This window comes from Bacillus sp. FSL K6-2971, assembly GCF_038006405.1.
Taxonomy (GTDB): Bacteria; Bacillota; Bacilli; order Bacillales; family Bacillaceae; genus Bacillus; species Bacillus pumilus.
Window position 1 is genome coordinate 3,872,504 of record NZ_JBBOVD010000001.1, and the last position, 22,344, is coordinate 3,894,847.

At 43.9% G+C, this 22,344-nt stretch carries 22 protein-coding genes; 4 read left to right on the top strand and 18 right to left on the bottom strand.

What is annotated here, in order from left to right:
* Positions 1-294 precede the first annotated feature (294 nt).
* The 3 genes from MHI33_RS20615 to sigY are packed head-to-tail and all read right to left on the bottom strand — an operon-like array spanning position 295 to position 1,345.
* Positions 295-507: a hypothetical protein gene (locus MHI33_RS20615; protein ID WP_044140285.1), complete on the bottom strand. Its 213-nt coding sequence runs from the start codon at positions 505-507 to the stop codon at positions 295-297.
* Complete coding sequence (locus tag MHI33_RS20620) at positions 504-815, bottom strand: YxlC family protein (RefSeq protein ID WP_044140286.1); 312 nt, start codon at positions 813-815, stop codon at positions 504-506. Before MHI33_RS20620 ends, MHI33_RS20615 begins: the two co-directional genes overlap by 4 nt.
* Positions 812-1,345 (bottom strand): RNA polymerase sigma factor SigY, encoded by a 534-nt coding sequence (gene sigY, locus MHI33_RS20625; protein WP_340913490.1) that lies wholly within the window; start codon positions 1,343-1,345, stop codon positions 812-814. Before sigY ends, MHI33_RS20620 begins: the two co-directional genes overlap by 4 nt.
* A 474-nt stretch (positions 1,346-1,819) precedes the next feature.
* Here sigY and MHI33_RS20630 point away from each other — a divergent pair, with 474 nt between their 5' ends.
* Entirely contained in the window at positions 1,820-2,857 is a 1,038-nt protein-coding gene (locus tag MHI33_RS20630; RefSeq protein WP_044140379.1) for a pectate lyase family protein, read from the top strand.
* Between the two features lie 57 nt (positions 2,858-2,914).
* Here the strand turns inward: MHI33_RS20630 and cydC are convergent, their stop codons facing one another.
* The 15 genes from cydC to MHI33_RS20705 form a co-directional block, all read right to left on the bottom strand.
* Complete coding sequence (gene cydC / locus MHI33_RS20635) at positions 2,915-4,648, bottom strand: thiol reductant ABC exporter subunit CydC (protein ID WP_065099261.1); 1,734 nt, start codon at positions 4,646-4,648, stop codon at positions 2,915-2,917.
* Complete coding sequence (gene cydD, locus MHI33_RS20640; RefSeq protein ID WP_065099260.1) at positions 4,638-6,374, bottom strand: thiol reductant ABC exporter subunit CydD; 1,737 nt, start codon at positions 6,372-6,374, stop codon at positions 4,638-4,640. Before cydD ends, cydC begins: the two co-directional genes overlap by 11 nt.
* Complete coding sequence (gene cydB, locus MHI33_RS20645) at positions 6,374-7,390, bottom strand: cytochrome d ubiquinol oxidase subunit II (protein WP_065099259.1); 1,017 nt, start codon at positions 7,388-7,390, stop codon at positions 6,374-6,376. The genes cydD and cydB overlap by 1 nt, the downstream gene beginning before the upstream one ends.
* Complete coding sequence (locus tag MHI33_RS20650; protein ID WP_340913498.1) at positions 7,377-8,792, bottom strand: cytochrome ubiquinol oxidase subunit I; 1,416 nt, start codon at positions 8,790-8,792, stop codon at positions 7,377-7,379. The genes cydB and MHI33_RS20650 overlap by 14 nt, the downstream gene beginning before the upstream one ends.
* 329 nt (positions 8,793-9,121) lie before the next feature.
* Entirely contained in the window at positions 9,122-10,243 is a 1,122-nt protein-coding gene (gene isdG / locus MHI33_RS20655; protein WP_065099257.1) for a heme oxygenase, read from the bottom strand.
* A gap of 1 nt (position 10,244) precedes the next feature.
* Positions 10,245-11,258, bottom strand: coding sequence for a FecCD family ABC transporter permease (locus MHI33_RS20660; RefSeq protein WP_065099256.1), 1,014 nt, complete (start codon positions 11,256-11,258; stop codon positions 10,245-10,247).
* Positions 11,255-12,193 carry an ABC transporter substrate-binding protein gene (locus MHI33_RS20665; RefSeq protein WP_065099255.1) on the bottom strand — a complete coding sequence of 313 codons (939 nt, stop codon included), beginning with the start codon at positions 12,191-12,193 and terminating at the stop codon, positions 11,255-11,257. Before MHI33_RS20665 ends, MHI33_RS20660 begins: the two co-directional genes overlap by 4 nt.
* Positions 12,194-12,211: 18 nt before the next feature.
* Positions 12,212-12,964, bottom strand: coding sequence for a class B sortase (srtB, locus tag MHI33_RS20670; RefSeq protein WP_065099254.1), 753 nt, complete (start codon positions 12,962-12,964; stop codon positions 12,212-12,214).
* 26 nt (positions 12,965-12,990) lie between these two features.
* The gene (locus MHI33_RS20675) at positions 12,991-13,761 is read right to left on the bottom strand and encodes an ABC transporter ATP-binding protein (RefSeq protein ID WP_044140296.1); all 771 of its coding nucleotides are present in this window, start codon (positions 13,759-13,761) and stop codon (positions 12,991-12,993) included.
* Entirely contained in the window at positions 13,748-14,734 is a 987-nt protein-coding gene (locus tag MHI33_RS20680) for a FecCD family ABC transporter permease (protein ID WP_044140297.1), read from the bottom strand. The genes MHI33_RS20675 and MHI33_RS20680 overlap by 14 nt, the downstream gene beginning before the upstream one ends.
* A 33-nt stretch (positions 14,735-14,767) precedes the next feature.
* Positions 14,768-15,655, bottom strand: coding sequence for a heme ABC transporter substrate-binding protein IsdE (isdE, locus tag MHI33_RS20685; RefSeq protein WP_106066956.1), 888 nt, complete (start codon positions 15,653-15,655; stop codon positions 14,768-14,770).
* A 75-nt stretch (positions 15,656-15,730) separates the two neighbouring features.
* Positions 15,731-17,539, bottom strand: coding sequence for an NEAT domain-containing protein (locus MHI33_RS20690; protein WP_216927452.1), 1,809 nt, complete (start codon positions 17,537-17,539; stop codon positions 15,731-15,733).
* A gap of 18 nt (positions 17,540-17,557) precedes the next feature.
* Complete coding sequence (gene isdC, locus MHI33_RS20695; protein WP_044140380.1) at positions 17,558-18,214, bottom strand: heme uptake protein IsdC; 657 nt, start codon at positions 18,212-18,214, stop codon at positions 17,558-17,560.
* Between the two features lie 20 nt (positions 18,215-18,234).
* A complete protein-coding gene (locus tag MHI33_RS20700; RefSeq protein ID WP_044140300.1) occupies positions 18,235-18,693 on the bottom strand; it encodes an NEAT domain-containing protein in 459 nt (152 codons plus the stop codon).
* Between the two features lie 370 nt (positions 18,694-19,063).
* Positions 19,064-19,396, bottom strand: a complete 333-nt coding sequence (locus MHI33_RS20705) for a winged helix-turn-helix transcriptional regulator (RefSeq protein WP_044140301.1) — start codon at positions 19,394-19,396, stop codon at positions 19,064-19,066.
* A 176-nt stretch (positions 19,397-19,572) separates the two neighbouring features.
* Between MHI33_RS20705 and MHI33_RS20710 the strand changes: the two genes are divergently transcribed.
* The 3 genes from MHI33_RS20710 to ribD are packed head-to-tail and all read left to right on the top strand — an operon-like array spanning position 19,573 to position 22,283.
* Positions 19,573-20,466: a VOC family protein gene (locus MHI33_RS20710; RefSeq protein ID WP_065099250.1), complete on the top strand. Its 894-nt coding sequence runs from the start codon at positions 19,573-19,575 to the stop codon at positions 20,464-20,466.
* Entirely contained in the window at positions 20,444-21,205 is a 762-nt protein-coding gene (locus tag MHI33_RS20715) for a GTP cyclohydrolase II (RefSeq protein ID WP_044140303.1), read from the top strand. The genes MHI33_RS20710 and MHI33_RS20715 overlap by 23 nt, the downstream gene beginning before the upstream one ends.
* On the top strand, positions 21,192-22,283 hold the full coding sequence (gene ribD / locus MHI33_RS20720) for a bifunctional diaminohydroxyphosphoribosylaminopyrimidine deaminase/5-amino-6-(5-phosphoribosylamino)uracil reductase RibD (protein ID WP_044140304.1): 1,092 nt from the start codon (positions 21,192-21,194) through the stop codon (positions 22,281-22,283). The genes MHI33_RS20715 and ribD overlap by 14 nt, the downstream gene beginning before the upstream one ends.
* Positions 22,284-22,344: the final 61 nt, after the last annotated feature.

The window sequence follows — 22,344 nt, forward strand, 5'->3', positions numbered from 1 at the left end:
CCTTTGTAAATCTTTTATCCTGTTAGATTTTCTAACGCATATTGAGATTAATTTAACACCATTTGTAAAAACGGATCAATACTGATAACAGATGAAAATGATGCCGATTTGAGATGGATCAAGCAGCCGCCGCAATCGTTTTTAGAAAGTATCTCTTACAGAATGACTATTGAGCTAGAAATCATGATTTAGACGTTATATATCCCGCACTCTTTGACAATTAGATGAACCATGAATGATTTCTAGTTGATCTTCAACAAGAAAAAAAGGCCTAAAGTTTTATAGGCCGTCTGCTCAATCTTTTCGGATCTTCTCCTCTTTTTTTCGATCAGGGTACACGACACAAAGCCAATATAAAATAGAAGACGATGGGAAGTTAATTAAACCGACAATGCCCCAAAACCACTTATAACGCCCTCTTTTCTTTGCATCCATAAATAAAAGAAGGCCCTGCGCAAATAGTAACGGCAATGCGCACAATAAGATGATCATCTCCGACTGACTCATAAGGAAGACCCTCCTTTAATGTGTTGATATTCCTTGATGCCGACAACGACGCAGAGCGGCACACTCACTACTTGAAGAAGAATGAAGATGATAGGCAAATGGGAGATGGCGGCGACAAATAGTGCCAGAATGGTCAGACTGATGAGAACGTACGCCAGTACTTCTTGTTTAAAACGCCTTTTCTCTCGTTCCTTCGCCTGCTTCAGCATCATCATGACAGCCTGTTCACTTGGCTCTTTTACTTCAATTTGTTCATCTAGCTGCTGCAACTCTTCCTTTAAACGTTCGGTGAACTGATCTTCCTTCATTGAGACCACTCCTTTCGAATTTTCTTTAATCCATGATGAACCCTCGACTTCACAGTACCTTCTCTCATCCCGAGCATTGAAGCAATCTCTGGATAAGTAAAGCCATAATAATAGTGCAAAATAATCGGCGCTCTCTCCTGAGCCTTCAATTCGTTAAGAGCATCCCACATCTCATGCCATGTATGTCCCTTTTGCTGAATCTCCCATTTAAAACGGCGTATCGTCTCTTGATTCGCCTTTTCTCCCCTCAATTGTTCACGTTTTCTTTTCTTCTGGTGATCCAAAAATTGTCTAGATGCAATGGATATGAGCCATGTTGAAAATAAGGAATCTCCTCTAAATGAAGAGAGTTTCATGTGCGCTTTCAGCATCGTTTCTTGCATGATTTCTTCTGCAAGCTCTTGTTGAAGGGTGAGCTTCATTATATAACGGTAAAGAAAGGAATAATGATGACGATATAGGGCTGTAAATGCAGCATCATCCCCCTGTTTTGCCCGCTGAATCAATAATGTCTCTTCTGTCTGCTCCAAACACACCCCTCCTTCCTCTTTCTTCTCTTATTCATGAGACGACACGTATAACGATATCGTTCAAAATAAGTTTTATTTTTTTAGCTTGTCTGCTTTTCTCCCTGTTGATCCAGTATTTGAAGCGTTAAATACCCAGTTTTTTCTTATGTAATGATTATGACATTCTTTCGTCTCTAATAAAATGATGTGTTCTGATTTTCTATCAAGCGGAGATGCTCTCCCCCATAATCACTAGGTTATCCCAATACCTATCGTCAATGATCCTTGTCTCATTTAGACGAAAATAAAATAATCATGGCCTTAGTTTTCTAGAAAATCATGGAATACACAACGCCAATTCTTAGCCGATGATACCTTTTTGCGTGCTATGCTCTTCCTACATTCCGAAAAAGGCAATACTGGCGAAGAAAGGAGGAGCAGTTGAATTGCAGCTTATTTTTGGAAACGTTTACATTAAAACAAAATTGAATGGAGATGTTGACTTTGAAGAAAAAAGTTCCAATGTTAGCTGGTGTGTTAGCGGTTGGTCTCGTGACTTCATTATTTGCACCTAATGGGGAGGCAAAAGCGGCAGCAAAGTATCCGGAAAGCCCTTCTATTATGGCCAATTTTAATCAACAAGGATTCTCCACATTAAATGGTGGTACAACAGGCGGTGAAGGCGGTAAAACCGTCACAGTCAAAACTGGAAATGAACTATTGGCTGCCCTCAAAAGTAAAGGAACAAACGAAAAATTAAAAATTGTTGTCGACGGGACGATTACTCCTTCTAATACATCTGCCAATAAAATCGATGTGAAAGATACAAACAATGTCTCGATCGTCGGCAAAGGCACGAAAGGTGAATTTAATGGAATCGGCATTAAAGTATGGCGTTCCAATAACATCATCATCCGCAACCTGAAAATCCATCACAGCAAAATCGGTGACAAGGATGCCATCGGAATCGAAGGCGCTTCTAAAAACGTATGGGTCGACCATAATGAACTGTACAATACATTAAACTCTGGTAAAGATGATTATGATGGATTATTTGATGTGAAAAATGACTCCGACTATATTACCTTCTCATGGAACTATGTTCATGACAGCTGGAAAACGATGCTCATGGGCAACTCTGATAACGACAACTACAACAGAAAAATAACATTCCACAACAACCGTTTTGAAAACCTGAATTCCCGTGTACCATCTATGCGCTATGGGGAAGGTCATGTGTATAACAACTACTATAAAGGTATCCATACGACAGCGATCAATTCTCGTATGGGCGCAAAAATGAGAATTGAGCACAACGTATTTGAAAATACAAAAAATGCGATCGGCAGCTGGGATAGCCGTCAAGTCGGTACATGGCATGTCATCAACAACTCATATATTAACAGCTCAGGCAGTCTGCCAACGTCTTCTACAGGTACGTACAACCCTCCTTATAACTACTCCTTGCTTAACGTGAACAATGTCAAATCAGAAGTGGTATCAAATGCTGGTGTTGGAAAAGTAAACCCTTAAAACCACAAAACGTTCGGGCAGAAATCTCTGTCCGAACGTTCTTGTCATTTCATCTATTTAAATTGTAGAAAACGGACGATCCATCTCATACAATTTTTGATAGCGTGGGTTTTCTTTCAGTAAATCCTGATGCTCCCCCTGCATCTCAATTTGTCCATCTTCAATAAACATAATGCGGTCACATGCCTCACAGCCAGTGAGATGATGGGTAATCCAAATGACCGTTTTTCCTTTTAACACACGGAAAATGGTTTCAAGCAGCTCACGCTCTGTGCGTGGATCAAGTCCGACGGTGGGCTCATCTAATACAACAACCGGAGTGTTTTGCAGCAAAATCCGTGCTAACGCCATCCGTTGTCTTTCTCCACCTGAGAAACGAATACCTGTCTCCTGAACACCGGTGTGATAACCCTCTGGCAAAGATTCGATGGTATCGTGCAGCTGCACTTGTCTCGCTGCTTCTTTTACTTGCTCTTCTGTCGCATCTGGAGAGCCTAAGCGAATATTGTTTAAAACAGTGGTATCGAATAAATACGGCTGTTGATTGAGCACTGACACATAGGTGGATACGTTCTCTCGAATGCTTTCGACCGGTTGCCCCTGGATACTGACAGCTCCTTGATTTGGCACGACAGCTCCTTCTAACAATTTCAAAATAGTCGATTTTCCTGCACCACTTTTTCCTAAGAGAGCAAGCGATTCTCCTTGCTTCAATGAAAATGACAGATGCTTTAGCACGTGTTGATGCGAATCATACCCAAAGGACACTTGATCAAAAGAAACAGCTTCACCTTGAGAAACAACCGGCTGGTCAACTGTCTTGCGCTCAGATTCTCCTTCATACGAAAGTTTTTCATAATGATGTAATCTGCTGACAGCATGCTGATAGACTGGAATATCACCTGCTGCATCTGAGAGTGGAAGAAAGGCTTCTGTTAACGGAAAAAGCACAAGCACGAAGGCTGCAATCAGGGTGTGTGACATCGATCCTGACTGAACAACTGAACCGCTCCAATACACGACAAGCACGACCGCTCCTCCAATGATAAGCTGTGCAAAAAACTGGCGCAGACGGATAAACCGGTGCTTAGCTGCTTCAAGCGCTAACAGCTGCGCTTCTTTCTGTTCATATTCATCAACAAAATCTTTCTGCCTGCCGCTAAACAACCAGTCACTCACGCCCATGACGGCATCTGTTAAATGGCTGTACAGTTCATTTCTGCCTTTTTTCATTTGAATTTGTCTCGCCCGGTTCACTAGCACGGTGACGTATGGAAAAACAAATACGAGAAGTGCCATATAAAGCAGCATCAAGCCAGCAAAAGGCCACGAGAATAGACCAAGTGCCCCAATGGATGCGGCATATAAAAGCAGCGCACCGATAGATGGAAAGATGGTTTTTAAATAGGCATCCTGCAGTCTCTCAACATCATCTGACAAGAGCCCCAGCATTTCACCTGTACCCAGCTTTGTCTGTTTCGCACTTCGTTCAGCCATGTCATATAGGCGGACACGCATTTTTTCAATCATGGTCAAAATGAGCTGGTGGCTCGCCAATCTTTCTGCATAGCGGGCAGCTGAGCGTGAAATACCAAAGGTACGGACAGCTACAATTGGGACGTAGACCATCAGTATATTCTCAGGTCTTGTGGCAGCTTTTGAAATGAGAAATCCTGACGTATACATCAGCATAGAAGCAGAGAATACTGCAATTGCCCCTAGAAATAAAACCAGCGCAAACAGCTTTTGATTCTCCTTGATATAAGGTATAAACCAGCCTTTACTTACCATGTGTGACCGCCCCCATTTGCTCCTGTACCAATTGATAATACACGCCTTTTCTTCGCATTAATGATTCATGTGTACCCATTTCCGCAATCGTTCCTTGATCCATGACAATGATCTCATCCATGTCTGGCATCCAATGAAGCCTATGTGTCGCTAAGAACACAAGTTTATCTTCGAACAGTGGAAGCATTGTTTTCTTCAATTCATACTCTGTCTCAATATCGAGATGCGCCGTTGGTTCATCTAACAGCATAATGGACCGCTTGCCCAGCACCGTTCGCGCAAGCGCAATTCTTTGTGCCTGTCCGCCGCTTAGCCCTCTTCCCTGTTCTCCAATGACCTCATCAATACCATTTGGCAGCTGCGCCACGAGCTGAGATAAGCCAGCTTCACAGACAGCTCTTTCCACATCTTCATCTGTTGCATGTGGTTCATAAAAACGAATGTTTTCTCTTAATGTCATGTGAAATAAATAAGGGTGCTGCGGCATATAGACGACTTCCTTTTGCCATTCCTTCATCTGTAAATGAACAAGCGGCTGGCCGTTTAGCGTGATTTGACCTGAGGTCGGTTCAACAAAGCCGCCGAGCACATCGGTTAACGTCGATTTCCCTGAACCACTGGCACCAATGATTCCGATTTTCTTCTTCCCTTTGACAGTGAGATCTACATCCTGAATCGAATAAGGGGCATGTTCGTCATGCTGGACACTTACATTTTGCAGGGTGAGCGCAGACTGTTCATTCCACTCGTTCAACTGCACTGATTGTGTCTCCTGCGTGCGAAAGCCCTTTTCTTCTAAAATGACCTGCATCGCTTCATTCGCTTCTTTTCCATTTAGCGTGGCATGATAATCATTTCCCACTTCACGTACTGGCAGGAAATATTCCGGTGCTAGCATGAGCGCCGTCAAAGCCGGCAATAACAGAAGCTCCCCTTCAATTAATCGCAAGCCAAGAAAGACAGCGACGGTTGCAATCGAAAGCATGGAAAAGAAATCAAGCGCAAATGATGAAAGAAATGCGACCTTCAGCGTGCTCATGGTCGCCTTTCGATATCGCTTTGACACTTCCCCGATATTGCGGGAATGTTTTTTGCTAATGCCTAAGTAACGAAGCGTTTCAAGGCCGCGGAGAGAATCAGTAAAATGATTGGATAATTTCTCATACGATTTCCATTGTTTGGCCGCTTTACGCTGAGCGACAAGACCTAGCAAAATCATAAAGATCATTAAAATCGGCAGCGTCACGATTAAAATGACGGCAGATGTTTCGTCTAATGTCCAAACATAGATGAGGACCATTGCCGGTATCACAGCCATGTTCACCATTTTCGGTAAAAATAGCTGTAAATACTGACGATATTGAGCAATTCCCTCCATCGCTAAAGTGACAAGCTTTCCTGTACCCTTTTTCTTTGTGAAAGCTGGACCTAAACGAAAGAGTTGGTCTAATAGCTGTTTTCTGACGTCTGCTCCAATTCGGGAAGAGTAGGTAAACATGACCTTCTCCCGAATCAAGGTGAGACCGTGCCGCACCAGAAAGGCAGCAAGAAACAGCAGGACATAAGGCGTTGCCTGCGAAAGGCTTTTCCCGTCAAACAGCGTAGTAATGGCATGTGCCAGCCACTGTGCTTGGAAAATAATACTTGCTCCTTGGATGAGTGACACAATACCTAAGAGGGCAAGAAGCCCTCTCATTCCTTTTAATTGAAGCAAACGTTTATCCATTAGTAGGTCATTGGCTCCTTACCGCTTACACGTTTACGGAAGACGTAATAGCTCCAAATTTGATACCCAAGCACAAAGGGCAGCAAAGAAATGGCAACAATCGTCATGACTGTCAGTGAATAAGATCCAGATGCAGCGTTTTGAATGGTCAGATCAAACGTATGGTTGATTGAGCTAATCATGACGCGCGGGAACAATGCAGTGAAAAGCATCGTCACTGTCACCATGATGCCCGCACCTGTGAATAGGAATGTCCAGCCATCACGTTCTTTTTTCATAAAGAATAGAGCTGCTACGTAACAAACCACAATGAGGACAGTTAACGGAATGGTGATGATTGGGCGTACCGTATAAATGTCAGTTTCCATGATAGATACACCAACAAATAGGACAAGAACTGGCAGCACAATCAGCAGGACACGCTTGCCAAGCTTTCTCGCACGATCTCTTAAATCACCCTCTGTACGAAGTGTGACGAAAATCAATCCGTGCAAAAGGCAAAGAACCGTTACAGCTAACCCGCCAATCACTGAATAAAGGTTCACAAAATCCGTAAAGCCAGCGTACATGTTCATGTCTTGATCAATTGGCATCCCGCGTAAAATACTTGTGAATAGCACACCGAGTAGAAACGGCGGCAGCAGACTGCCAAAGAAGATGACCCAATCCCATGCTTTGATCCAAGAGGCTTTCTCAACCTTCCCTCGGAATTCAAAGGCGACCCCGCGCCCGATGAGCGCTAAAAGGAGAACCGCAAACGGTATATAGTATCCACTGAACATCGTGGCATACCAGTGAGGGAAAGCAGCGAAAATAGCGCCCCCAGCTGTAATCAGCCAGACCTCATTCGCATCCCAGAAAGGACCAATCGTGTTAATTAATATGCGGCGTTCGTGCGCATCCTTTCCAAGCAACTGCATGGACATCCCAACACCAAAATCAAATCCTTCTAAGAAGAAAAATCCAACAAACAATACTGCGACAAGAATAAACCAAATCTCGTTAAGATATGCCATGATATGCGCCTCCATCAAATGGATCTGTAGACAGGTCCGTTTCATCCTTTTGATCTTTATCCTCTTCCGAATGTGCACCTTTTTTAATTTCTCGAATGAATAGGTAGGCAAGCAAGATGGCAAGGATCAGATACATCGTCGTAAAGCTAATGACTGAGAATAACAGCATGCCGTACGATACGTTTGGCGAAATCGATTGAGCCGTCGTCATCATCCCAAAGACCGTCCACGGCTGACGCCCAATTTCAGTCATGATCCAGCCAGCTGAGTTCGCAATAAACGGGAATGCAATCATCCCTACCATGAAGCGTAAAAACCATTTGTTCGTTTCGAGTTTCTTTCTAAAGCTCAAGTACAAGCCAATCATACTGGCAAAAATCATCAGCATGCCGGCACCAACCATGATTCTAAAGCTCCAGAAGGTTGTTTTTACTGGCGGAATGTAGTCTCCAGGACCAAACTTTGCTTCATATTCTTTTTGAAGAGTCAGCATGCCTGGCACATCTCCACTAAACTTCGAATAAGCCAAGTAACTTAAAGCAAACGGAATATTGATCTCCGCAGAGTTTTCTTTTTTATCTGTATCAATATTGGCAAATAGTGTCCAAGCCGCTGGATCTCCACTATCCTTCCAAAGGGCTTCACTTGCTGCCATCTTCATCGGCTGTGCTTTCATTAAATGCTTTGCTTGGTCATGTCCAGAGAACGCCACACCTAAGCCAGCAATTAAAGCAAGTATCATAGTAATTTGGAAAGATTTTTTAAAGAAAGCTACTTCTTGTTTTTTGATCATTTTATAGGCACTAACACCTGCAATAAAGAAAGCACCTGTTGCAAGTGCACCAAACAGAACGTGTGGGAACTCTACCCAGAGCTGCGGATTCGTGATAAGAGCCCCAAAATCATTCATTTCTGCACGGCCATTTTTTATCACAAATCCGACTGGCTCCTGCATGAATGAGTTGGCTACTAAAATCCAAAATGCTGAGAAAATCGTACCAATGGAAACAATCCAAATACACAATAAATGAATTTTCTTAGGCAAACGATACCAGCCGAAAATCCAAAGGCCAATAAATGTAGATTCAAGGAAAAAGGCCAATAGTGCCTCGATGGCAAGTGGTGCACCAAAGACATCACCGACAAACCTTGAATAATCTGACCAATTCATCCCAAACTGGAATTCCTGGAGAATCCCTGTCACCACACCTACTGCAAAATTGAGTAAGAATAGATGACCCCAAAACTTCGCCATCTTTTTATAAATCTCTTTTTTCTTGACGACATAAAGGGTCTGCATCAAAGCAACGATAAACACTAAACCTATTGACATAGGAACAAAAATAAAATGAAATAATGTCGTTGAAGCAAATTGAAATCTTGCTAAAAACAGCTCACTCACAGCCTTACATCCTCCCTTACTTTCACATGCCGAATGATTCGAAACATCTATGCTCACCACTTCACAAAATATTCAATATTTGTTCAATGATTCACAAATGATAGCCTGTTTGAAATGGTTTGCTCGGTGAAATTTTACTCTTGCTTTTCATTCGGTTAGTTATTTATACCTGTACTTTACACCCATACGCTTCAAAAATAAAGTAAATTTTACCTAAAAATTGGATGGTATTGTGTCAGTTATTTGAATACTTTGTCAAAGATATGTGACAGAAAGTAAAAAGCAAAAAAAATAGCGCTGCACGTGAGCTGCAGCGCTGTGTTTCTTTTTTAGGCTTTTTTCTGTAAAGCTGGTCTAGTGACTTGCACTTCATAGTACGTAATTTTGTTTTTTAATAGGCCTTCAGGTTTCGCTTTCCCATGAGCGTGCGCATCACCAAATGCCTGAGATTTTGTCCAATTCACAAAGTCTTCTTTTCGATTCCAGCGTGTATGAATGGTCACTTCATCGTAATCGGTTGTCTGCTGTGTGACCCATACTTCCATGCCTAAAAATCCTTCCATGAATTCTACTTGTCCTTGCTTGTTAAAACGTTTGACGAGGTGGTCCGCACTGCCTTTTTCTACTCTTACCTGGTTGTTGACAATGATCATGTTTTGTTCATCTCCCTTTTGTTGTTGGATCGAAGCGATTGGAATAATAAGCGGATGCTCACCATCTAAGTGAACTTCAGCCTGAATCCCAAAGACCTCTTTGAAAAAGCTTTCTGTTAATACTTCTTTTGGTGTCCCTATTTGATCAATCTGACCACGCTTCATCGCAATAAGGCGGTCACAATATTTTGCTGCCTGCTGCAGGTCGTGAAGAACCATTAAAATGGTGATTCCATGCGTCTTATTCAGCTGTTTGAGCAGCTCTAGTAAATCAAGCTGATGCGCAATATCTAAGTAAGTTGTCGGCTCATCCAGAATAATCGTCTCTGTCTTCTGAGCGAGCGCCATCGCAATATACGCTTTTTGCCTTTCTCCGCCAGACAATGTATGCAACATTCTGTTTTCATTGATACGGCTATTGGTCACATTAAGCGCCCACTCAATCGCTTCTTGATCTGTCTTCGAGCTTTTTTTCCAGATCGAACGATGCGGACTGCGTCCAAGTGCGACCAGCTCCCGTACGGTCATAGATGGAATGGCTGTTCTCGACTGCATGAGAACGGCGATTTCCTTTGCGATCTCCTGAGCGGTCATCTCTTTTTGCGGTATATCGTGAATGTATATCGTGCCGCTTTCGATTGACGTAAGACGTGCGGCTGCTTTAATAAAAGTCGACTTCCCTGATCCATTCGGTCCAATAATTCCTGTCACGCTTCCTTTAGGAACAGCTGCTGATATAGATGACAGCTGAAAGCCTCCTTGACTGAGACTCACGTCATCCATAGCTATCACATCCAACTTAACCCCTCCCTTTCTTTTTTAATAAATAGAGGAAGAAAGGTGCACCGATGCAGGCAAGCAGGATACCGACAGGCAGTTCAACCGGTGTAAACCATACCCGTGCCGCTGTATCTGCAAAAACCACAAGCACGCCTCCGCCCAGCATCGAGATCGGCAGCAGGTACCGGTAGTCATCGCCAATTAAAAGACGGATAAAATGAGGAACGACCAGTCCGACAAATCCAATTAAGCCGCTCACACTTACTGCTGCACCAGCTAAAAGTGCCGCCAGTGCAATTAAGAAAAACCGGGTGCGCTCTACTCTGAGACCGAGCAGCTGAGCCGATTCATCGCCAAGCAAAAGAAGATTTGCCGGCTTGATGGCAAAAAAACAAAGGCACAACCCAGCGAGCGCATAGGGCGACACGAAGGTTAGATGATGCCAGCTCCGTCCATTTAATCCTCCTGATAAAAAGGGCAGGACAGCCTGCACACGCTCACTATAAAGCACCATAAACCCATTCATCACCGCCCCAAGCAGGGCATTGACTGCCACTCCCGCCAAAATCAGCTTCAGCGGTGAAACCCCTTGATCAAATGAGAGCATATACACCACAAGTGCCGCTAATAAAGCGCCAAGGAAAGCAGCGGCTGGCAGCAAATATGTGAATTGTGGAAACACAATCATGCTGAGCACAGCAGCCAATCCGCCGCCAGCCGTCACACCGATGATGCCAGGGTCAGCGAGTGGATTTCGGACGACTCCTTGTAAAATCGCCCCTGATGCTGCGAGACAGGCCCCAACGATGAAACCGATGAGAACGCGCGGCAGGCGTAAATCCATCACAATTTTTTCATGAACAGGCTGACCTGATCCCGTCAAAGCAGAGAGTAAGTCTTGCAGTGATAATTGAACAGAACCTAATGCAAGCCCTAGGCATGCGCCTACAACTAACGAGATGAATAGCCCGGGTATCAGCCATCTTCGCCTCGACTGTCTTTTTTGAAAATCTAATTCTGCCTTCATTTTCATGATGACAATCGCTTCAATCTTTTCTCTAGCTCATCAATCGCTCTCATCACGTCTGCGCCTGGATTCGTCCCAAATAGATCACTAGGCAGAATCTCGACGTGTCCATGTTTGACGGCTGACACATCGTGCCATGCGGCATTCTGTTTCATTTCACTCATAAAGCCCGCTTTCACATCTTCAGGATTGCTGTGGGTCATAAGCAGGATAAGATCAGGATCAGCTTCAATGACCTTTTCTGCATTGATTTGAGCGTATTGAGGGAATTTCTCGAGTGCCGGTTCATTCTCGGCAATGTTCGTCCCTCCAGCGATGTGCAGTAAATCTCCGCTTAAGGATTGAGGAAGTGCCGCCATATATGTGCCAGGTGCCCCGTATACAACGAGTGTCTTCACTTTTTTCTGAGGCTGTTTGACCTGCTTTTTCCGCTGATCGATTTGCTTGTTAAGCGCTTTTGCCTTTTGCTGCTTCCCTAGCAAATCTCCGAATAACGTAATTTGGCGCTGGATGTCCTTCACTGAATTGGCACTTGTCAAAAGAAGCTGTGAACCAATTCCTTCTATTATAGAGATGTCCTTGCTGTTTAATTGTTCATTCCCAAGTACGACATCGGGCTTTAAGCTTGTGATGAGCTCTACATCAAATTGATGTGTGGTACCAATTGTTTGGACTGATGTAGCCTGTTGTAAGCTCTCTGGTAATTCGGCGGCCGGACGACCGACCACCTCACCGCCTAAGGCATATAGGATGCTCATGTCTCCAGTCGATAATGAGACAATACGCTGAGGGGAGTCTTCAAACGACAGCGTTCTGCCGCTAAAATCCTTTATCTTCAATGCACCTTGTCCGCTCCCTTTCTCTACAGGTGCTGCCTGACTGCATCCGCCGAGGAGAAGCATCAAGACAAGTCCCACGAAGATCACATGTGAAAATTTCAACCGCCTGTCTCTCCTTTTCTAGTAAACTTTCTTTAGCTTTGCCTGTACCACGAGACGCCCGTTTTTCGGTGCAAGCACATGATCACAGGTCGATAGAGTGAGAATGAGGTCATCAGTGGACACGTCTGTCTTCGTTTGGTAGATTGATTTTTTTCGCACAGCTTGCAAGTAGTGCGCATATTCGCCAAGATCTTGAAAATCGGTTTGAATATAATCGAAGTCCACCGTTGTTTCATACACGGCAAAAATCTCCGCTTCATAGCTTTGATACAGCGTATCGTACTGAAATGTCCGATGCTCATCGAAGAAATCCTTTTTTAAATAGTTTGTGAGTCCAGCGAACATGGACCCATCTCTCATCCGATGCCCGTACACCACAGTATTCGGACTTTCTTGCAAGACGTCATTGCGATAATCCATAAAAATACTGCCTGCTCGGGTGTCATTTTTTAAGTAATTACGGGTTAAGTAGAACGCATTATCGCTAGATTGGACGATTGGGTACTGGATCATCGTGTCCTTCATATTGATCCAGCCGACAATGTCGTCGTTTACCTTCCGCAGTTCATCAAATGACGTACGAATGGTTCCCGGCTCCCGGTTTTCATTCATTCCTTTCTCATGACCATACATCGTCTGAGCCTTTGCAAGCACCTGACGATTTTGATAATAGCCGAACAGCTCTAAGCCAATGGCCGACCCGCTATAAATGAATACACCTAAACAGACGATCGTCAGCATCCGCTGCCAGACCCGTTTTCCTCTTTTCACACTGTCTCACCTGCTTTTTGCACAGCTTATATACCAACAGGCACGATGTACATCCCTGTTTCTGCATCCTGTCTAATCGTGACGGACACATGATAAATGTGCCGCACCATCTCTTCAGTTAACACATCGTTTGGCTGTCCTTCACTAATGATCTGTCCATCCTTCATCGCAATGATGACATCGCTGTATCGAACAGCCTGATTCATATCGTGCAGCACCATGACAATCGTTAACCCATGCACAACATTAAGCTCTCGAATCAGCTCAAGAATGTCAAATTGATAATAGATATCCAAATAGGTTGTCGGTTCATCTAAGAAAAGGATCGGCGTTTTTTGCGCAAGTGCCATCGCAATCCATACTCGCTGCCGCTCACCGCCTGACAGTGAGGCGAGCGGCACCTTTCGTTTTTCCGTTAGCTTTGTACTGGAAAGCGCCCACTCTATCGCTCTCTCATCCTCTTCCTTGTCTCCTCCGCGCATCGTCTGGTACGGCGTTCTGCCGAATGCCACGATCCTCTCGATCGTTAAATCAAGCGGCGCTTCATTTTGCTGATGGACGACAGCCAGCTTTTTTGCCAGCTCCTTTGGCTTAAACGCATTCAGTGCTTGGCCGTCTAAGTGAATTTGCCCTTTGTTTGGAGCATGGTTATGCGCCATCAATGAAAGTAGTGTGGATTTCCCTGAGCCATTCGGACCGATAATGGTTGTGATTTTTCCCTTTTCAATGTGTGTTGTGACCGATTGAACGATGTCCTTCTGCTGGTCATATGAGAATGACACCTCACGAATGTCCATGGAGACGGTCCCCCCTTCTTAGTAAAAAGATCAGAAATGGCCCGCCAATCACGGCCATGATCGTAGAAGCAGGAATTTCATTTGGCGCGACAAGCGTCCTGCCGAGCGTATCAGCCGTCAGAATCAGCAAAGCCCCGCTTAACGCAGAAAATGGAATGAGTACCCGGTGATCCGAGCCGACAAGTCTTCTTGAAATGTGTGGGATAAGCAAACCGACAAAGGCGATCACGCCTGCTACCGCTGCTGTCACCGCCGCAAGCAATACAGCTGTGATGGAAATCAAAAGGCGCATTCTGGTCACACGCAATCCTAAATTTTTCGCTGTCTTGTCCTGAAGAGCCAAGAGGTTACACCATCTGCTGAAGAAAAGGGCTACGACAAGGCCGACGACGCCATAGACTCCGATTAAACGGACATCTCCCCACGTTTTCATCGTAAGATTCGACTGTCCTGACTGATTGATCGTGATATTGAAATAGCTGCAAATGGTCACGAACGCTTCTGCCATTCCAGTAAACATGGCATTGATGGCGATCCCAACCAAAATCATACGGATGGGGCTTAATCCACCCTTCCAAGACAGAACATACACGAGGAAACACGCAATGGCTCCACCTAACACCGAAAATAAAGGAGAGTAGAAATAAAATTGAGGAAGTGCTGTTATTGCCATTAAAGAAAAGAAGCTGGCTCCTGATGAAATCCCAATGACGCCGGCATCAGCTAATGGATTCCTCATGACCGACTGCAGCAGTACACCGGAGACTGATAAGGCGGCCCCTGTAAACATGGCAATGAGCATGCGAGGAATTCTGAGATCTTTAATGATTTCTACCTGTGCATGTTGACCGGTGATGAGCCCTTCCAATAATTCAATCGGGGTGACATGAATGCTCCCAGTAATGGCGGAATAAATAAACACGCACACTAGTAAGACACTGACTGTCAGAAATAAAATCCCTGTTTTTTTCATCTTAAACGTCCTTTTATCATTCAGATTCGCCGCTTATGACGGGTACAGCATACGCGTTAGTTCATCTAATGCTTCTGCTGCCTTTAAATTGCCCGTTGTCCCGAATAAGCTTTCTTCGAGGTCATACACCCGGTCTTGCTTGACTGCATGAAAATGCTTCCAAATGTCATTTGTTTTAAATTCTTGATCAAACATCTGGACGACTTCATCTGGCATCCCATGTGCGGCCCGGAGGATGATATCTGGATTGGCTTTTTGTAAATACTCCGTATTGGAAGCCAAATACTCCATTTTCTCACCTTTGACAATGTTCTTTCCACCTGCGATACGCACAAGATCACCAATATATGAATGCTCTGTCGCCACCAAATAACTGCCTGGTACACCAAGCAAAATCAGAACGGATGGCTTTCGTTTTCCCTTCGTCTTCTCTTGTATGTCTTTCTTTTTTTGCTCAAAGTCAGACACAATGCGCTCGGCTTGTTTCTTTCTGTCATACTGATCTCCGAGCTTCTTAATCGCCTTCTCCATGTTAGCCATGCTCTCGAGATTTAAGTATGTGGCAGGGACACCTGCTTGTTGAAAGGGTGTCTCTAAATCATATTGAAGGGTCGTGACAGACAGGACATCTGTCGGTTGAAGTGATTGGATGATTTCCATGTCCGGGCTCATTGGGTTGCCGACTTCTGGCAGTCCTTTGTAACGAGCTGGCAAGGATTTTTGACTTGTTGGCACCCCGACAAGATCCACCTCTAAAGCATCCATGATCTCCACAGCAGCTACAGTCGTTGCCACAATGCGCGCACTTGATTCCGCGCTTTTCTTGCCTTTCGCTGAGCTTTCAGCCGACTGTGAGCACCCTGACAAGATCACGCACACACTTAAAGCAGCGATCAGGGAACGTAACATTCGATGCTTCAAAAACAGAAGCCTCCTTTCGAAAAAAGAGAGTGGATGCGCCGAGTTGAATGGCGCATCTCACTTAAAATAAACAATCTATTTTGCCTTAGTTTGATACTTTCTCACGAGCACGAATAACGACCCGCCGAATAAAAGAATATACATCCAGAGAAGAGAGGTATCTCCTGTTTTTGGATTCAGCTGTCCAGTCTCAGACGTGGTTTGGTCATCTGATGGCGTAAATGTCAGCTGCTCTGCGCCTGTTTCCTCTGGCGCTAAATTCTCAAGTTGATTTGGTTGAGAATCGCGATCATTTGGATTTTTGACAAAGCCGATACTCTCATCGTCTCCAATAACCGTCGCAATTCCGCTTCCTTCACCAAGTGCGATGCCTTTTGTGTCATAAACAAGTTTGACATCGTACTGCTCATGGTAATTCGCAGCTGGAATGTCAATTTTCACGCGTGCTGCCTGGTCATTGCTTAAACTTTTTGCTTCATATTGAATCACTCTTGTATCTGCTTTTTGATCTGTTTTTGCGACAAGAGTCTCTTCATATTTCCCGCCTGTCCCTACTTGGAAGGACGTGATGGCTGAGCTGTTCTTCACTGTATATGAAACGAAATGGCGGCCATTTTTCACCACCAATGTCGCAGGGCTCACGACGTAATCGTTCATTCGAGAAGGCTCATCCTTGTCTGCTTTCTTCATTGAAAAAGGAAGCTTGTATACACCATCTTTTAGCTGAGCTGTCTCTTGACCAGCTCCACCGTTATTTGTTTCTGGTGCTGGTGTATTTGGTTTTGGTGTTTCTGGAGTGGCTGGTGTTTCTTCCTCTACCTGACCGTCCTTAAGTGGAGAGATACTCTTTGAATCAAATTGAAAACGAATATCGTAGGTTTGGTCATAGTGAGCAGCTGCCACCACAATGTGTACTTTTCCTTTGACAGCTTTTTTCAAATCAGCTACATCAAATGAGACGATTCTTGTGTTCTTTGCTTGATCTGTGCTGACGGTTTTCACTTCTTGATAAGAGCCATTTTTCTCTGTTTTCAAAGAAGCAACCGACGTATTGTCCTTCACCGTAAAGGAAATGGTTTGCTTTCCGTTTTTGACGGTTAAGGATGCAGGATGTGAGAAGTATTGGTTCATCCGAGATGCCTCGTCCTCATCCCCTTTTAGCACACTGTAATTGACACGATACACACCATCTTTTAATTGATTTTGCGCAGAATCATCTGGCTTTGTACCATTTTGATCATCTGGTTTTGTTTCGCTATCATCTGGCTTTGTACCGTTTTGATCATCTGGCTTTGTTTCGTTATCGTCTGGCTTTGTGCCAGTTTGGTCATCTGGTTTTGTTTCGTTATCGTCTGGCTTTGTGCCAGTTTGGTCATCTGGTTTTGTTTCGTTATCGTCTGGCTTTGCAGGTGTAACGAGCGTTAGGCTGCTTTGATCGAATGCAAGCTGTACGTCATAAGCTTCGTCATAAATAAGGCCGCCTAAATCCCAGTAAATTTTCACCCAGCCGTTTAATTTGGCTGATAAGTCGGCAACATCAAACTTGATCACACGTGTATTGGCAGTTTCATCTTCACTGACGGTTTCAGTGGTGACAAGAGCGCCATTTTGTTCGACCTTGAAATCTGTAATCTCTTTGCTTTGCTTCAGTGTGACATAGGCAGTCGTCTTGCCATTTTCCACAATCAGCTTAGCTGGCTTTTCTGTATACGTATCCATCATGGACGCTTCTGTGCTGCCATTTTTTAAAACAGTGAATCCGACCGTGTATTCACCATCAACAAATGATGCAGCTTGAGCCGTTCCTTGAGGAATCTGAAATGCAGTCAATAAACTGAATAAAACGAGCAGAATGGCTGCCTTTAGGTGAAAAAGACGTTTCAAATGGTGACACTTCCTTCCTTAATGCTTGATGATCCACTTTCTTGCTAAAAATCCGCCTGAGCATAGAGCAAGCACAAGGAGCCACCCTGTCTGGTTTGTATCACCAGTTTGAGGATTCTCTTCTTGTTTCGTATGAGTGGATGAATCAGATTTTTTGGTTGATTCCTTTGATGATTGATGATTTTCTGCTGCACCCGCTGTTTCGTTTGAGCTGTTAGAAGAAAGTGACTTGATACTGCTCTCATCAAATTTCAGCTGAATGGTATAATCATGATCATAATCAGCAGATTTTACAGTGACATGAATTTTTGACTTGATTGGTTTAGACAAGCTCTGAGCTTGGAACTGAACAATCCTTGTGTTGGCTTTTTTATTGGTTGAGAGAACCGTTGTATCGACATAGCCGCCATTTTCGGGGACTTTAAATTCCGTCACCCAGCTGCTATTTTTAATGGTCATTTGTACTGTCAGCTTCCCATTTTTTGCAATCACTTTTGCTGGCTTCAGCCAGTAATCATTTGCCATGGAGACCGCATTTCCTTCAGCCTTCAGCACAGTATAGTTGACGGAGTATGTACCATCCTTTAACGTGGCAGCCTGTGCGTTTGAAAAAGGCAGCATGAGTGCCAATAATAAAGCGGTCATGAAGACTGATAGCCTCATCATTTTTTTCATCAAGCGAATTTCCTCCCTTTTTATTGAACAGATGCTGCATCAAACTTGAGACGGACGTCATAATTGCCTGTATATCCGATGACCGGTACAGTCACGCTCACTTTTGCTGGTACGACTTCTGTCAGGCTGTTCACGTTGAATTCTACTGTTCTCTTATTCGCAGCTGTGTTTGTATTAATCACCTTCGCATCTTTGTAGACACCTTGATCAAGTGTTTTAAAGCTTGTGATCCAAGAGCTATTCGTTAACGTGACTTGTGCTTTGATTTTTCCTTCCTTCACGACAAGCTTGGCTGGTTTTTCAAAATACGTATTCGCTGTTGAAGTCGAATCGCTATCTGCCTTCCATACCACATATTGTACTGAATGTTGACCATCTGCTAAGCCTGCTGCTGAGGCTGAGCTAATCGGGGCTAGAGCAAATAATAGAACAAAACTAAACAATAATAATACGTGTGATGTTGAACGAATGGCTTTCATGTGAACCCTCCTAAATGATATTGATAATTATTCTCAATGGATAATAAAAAAAATAACCTTCATAAGCGCTGGATCACGCTTATAGATGATTATGATAATCATTATCAATTGAGTTGAAAAAATAAATCTTTGCTTCCTAAAAGCCAAAGATGTCTGTTTCTAAATGATGATTTGACACGTGTTTTAGGCAATCTGTCCCATTCATGATACCATGGCATGACCTCCATTCCATTACAGGGAAAAGAACCCTCTTCTTCTTGATCTTATATGATGAGTGAATTTATTGTCAACATCATTTTTCATACTATTGACTTAGATTTCTGGAAAATCGCACAAAAAAATTTCGATCAGACAGACTGATCGAAATCGATTAGGAAGGAACATGTTCCCCTTTTTTGCTGTTTTTACGTTCTAAAGACCAATCATACATTTCACGAATAATCGGCTCAATTTTCTTCCCTTGCGCTGTTAATTCGTAATCAATCCGTACTGGAATGTCAGGGTATACGTTTTTCTCAACGAGTCCTTCAGCTTCTAAATCCTTCAGCCTTTCTGATAATAATCGTCCGCTGATGTTCATTTCATTTTCAAGCTGACAGAAACGCTTAGGGCCTGTCAGAAGCTGATTGATGATGAGAATGACCCACTTCTTGCCTAGAATCTCCATGGCATCTGTGATTGGACAGCCATCTACTTGAGCCATATCTTACTCCCTCCCGCTTTTCTCTCTTTTTTTCATTATAACATAATTAATTACTTGAAATAAGCAACTAACTATTATATAGTTTAGTTACTTTAAGTAACAAGGTATTCATTTTTATATATTTTCAAAAACATTTGAACATGCCGATGCATATATCATGAAGGAGATGACCGAGCTTGAAGACAATTGAGAAGCTAAGATTGGGTGTAACAGAGTTACATGTATCCAGATTTGAGCGTTCTTTACCTTTTTATACAGACATTTTAGGATTTACCATATTAGAACAGACGGAATCCACCACAACTCTTGGAAGCAATGCAAAGGAACCCATTCTTTTGTTAAAAGAAGATGCACAACTCAAGGAGAAGCCTGATCATGAGCCAGGACTTTATCATTTTGCTGTTTTATTACCTACCAGAAAAAACCTGGGCACATGGCTGGCACATGTGATGAAAAAAGGCTATCCTTTAATTGGAGCAAGCGATCACTTTTTCAGTGAAGCCATTTATTTAAGTGACCCTGACGGCATTGGCGTAGAAATATATGCTGATCGCCCTGAGGACGTTTGGGTAGGTGAGCATGGAGAACTGAAAGGTGGCGGAAATGCACCTCTTGATGGAGATGGTCTCCTGCAAGAAGCCGCTGATACGACGTGGGAAGGACTTCCGGCTGGCACAGTGATGGGACACTTACATTTCCATCTGAACCCAGAAGAAGCTGATTCCTTTTATGTCAATACGCTCGGTTTTCATATCCGAATGGCTCCACCAGCAAGCGTATTTATCGCCGCTGGTGTGTACCACCATCACCTTGCCTTTAATGCATGGGGACGCGGACGAAAAGGAGCCATTGATCCACGTTTTTCAGGAATTAGAAGCTATACACTCGTATTCCCACAAGAAGCAGACAGACAGTCCGTCGTTGAGCGCCTAACAAAAGCAGGCACTCAAGTGAAAACAATAGGAAAAAGTAACGAATTTGTTGATCCATTTGGCGTTCTCGTTCGTTTACAGATTGAAGAAACAGACAAAAAAGAAGGTGCAGAATATGGACAAACACACAGATCTTAAAACAGCCATTTTAAAAGATAAAATCAAACGAGTACAGCAGGAGGACGGGTATATATATATCACTGGACCCATTAAATTGCCAGTGAATTTAGACGGCAGAACGGTGATGTTCAACTGGTATTCATGGTTAAAAGACGACGGGTTAGAGCCATTGTCAGATGAAGCTTTAATCGAAAGCCTCTCGTCCCGCCAGCTTGCCGATCATCAGCAGTCAAGCGTGCTAGTGTATGGAGATTTCGAGCACGCTGACGAAGCCCTTATCCGCATGCATTCCATTTGTCACACTGGTGATATTTTCGGAAGCAAGCGCTGCGACTGCGGATTCCAATTGAAGCAGTCCATGCGAATGATTGAGGACAATGGTGCAGGTGCCCTGTTTTATTTAGCCAACCATGAAGGCCGCGGTATTGGACTTTTCACGAAAGCCATGGCTTATATCCTCCAAGAAAACGGCTACGATACAGTAGAAGCGAACGAAGCACTCGGCTTTGAAGATGACACGCGTCAATATGAAGAAGCCATCGCGGTTCTTCAAACACTTCGTACAAAGCCAGTCAGACTCATTACCAATAATCCGAAAAAGACAGATGCCATCAGCCATGCAGGTTTATCTCTTTCTGGACGTATTCCGCTTTGGGGTGATGTCTCAGAGTTTAATGAAAAATACTTGCAGACAAAAATCAACCGCTCAGGTCATATGAAGGCGGAGCAAGAGGTGCATACGATTGCCACATCATGAGCGATATATGAATCTAGCCCTAGAAAATGCACGTGCAATGAAAGGACAGACATCACCGAACCCGCTCGTCGGGGCTGTGATTGTGCGCGATAATGAAATTGTTGGAGTCGGTGCTCACATGAAAGCCGGTGAACCACATGCTGAAATTCATGCACTTAAAATGGCTGGAGACAAGGCAAAAGGAGCCACCATTTATGTGACCCTCGAGCCTTGCTCTCACCATGGCCGTACAGGTCCTTGTGCGGAGGCACTTGTGAAAGCAGGCGTCGAAACCGTTGTCGTGGCAGCACTTGACCCGAACCCGCTTGTCGCTGGCCGCGGAATCGCCATTTTACAAGATGCTGGCATCCAAGTGATTACAGGCGTACTTGAGCAGGAATCCATTCTCATGAATGAAGTGTTTAATCATTTTATTACGAAAAAAACACCTTTCGTGACGCTCAAGGCAGGTATTACCTTAGACGGAAAAATTGCGTCTGCTACGTCTGACAGCAAATGGATTACATCTGAGACATCCCGTTATGATGCTCATCATATCCGCAGTATCAATGATGCGATTTTGGTCGGTGCTCAAACTGTTATTCATGACGACCCTTCACTAACTGCACGGATTCCAAATGGGCATCATCCGATTCGAATTGTTTTAGACTCTAAGCTCTCAACACCGCTGACAGCAAAGATCGTCACTGATCAGATGGCACCAACATGGATCTTTACAACAAAGCAAGCCGATGAGGAAAAACGAGCCGCTTTAGAAGCAGCCGGCGTCAGCGTCTTTGTAACAGACAGCGAGACGCGGGTGCCCCTGCAAGAAGTGCTTCAAATGCTGGGAGAAAGAAATGTCTCCTCCCTCATGATTGAAGGCGGCGGCCAGATCAATGCTTCATTTTTAGAACAGCAGCTTGTAGATAAATTGGTCATTTATATGGCACCTAAACTCATTGGCGGAAGGCTGTCTCCTTCCTTTTTTGGAGGCGAAGGCATACGTCTCATGAGTGATGCCATTGAACTGGATCAACTCTCAGTAGAAACACTAGGGAAAGATATCAAAATAACGGGTTACCCCGTTTATCAATAACAAAAATAAGGCGGCTGTTTAGATCCCCTCAACAGCCGCCTTGTTTTTAAAAATCTAGTTT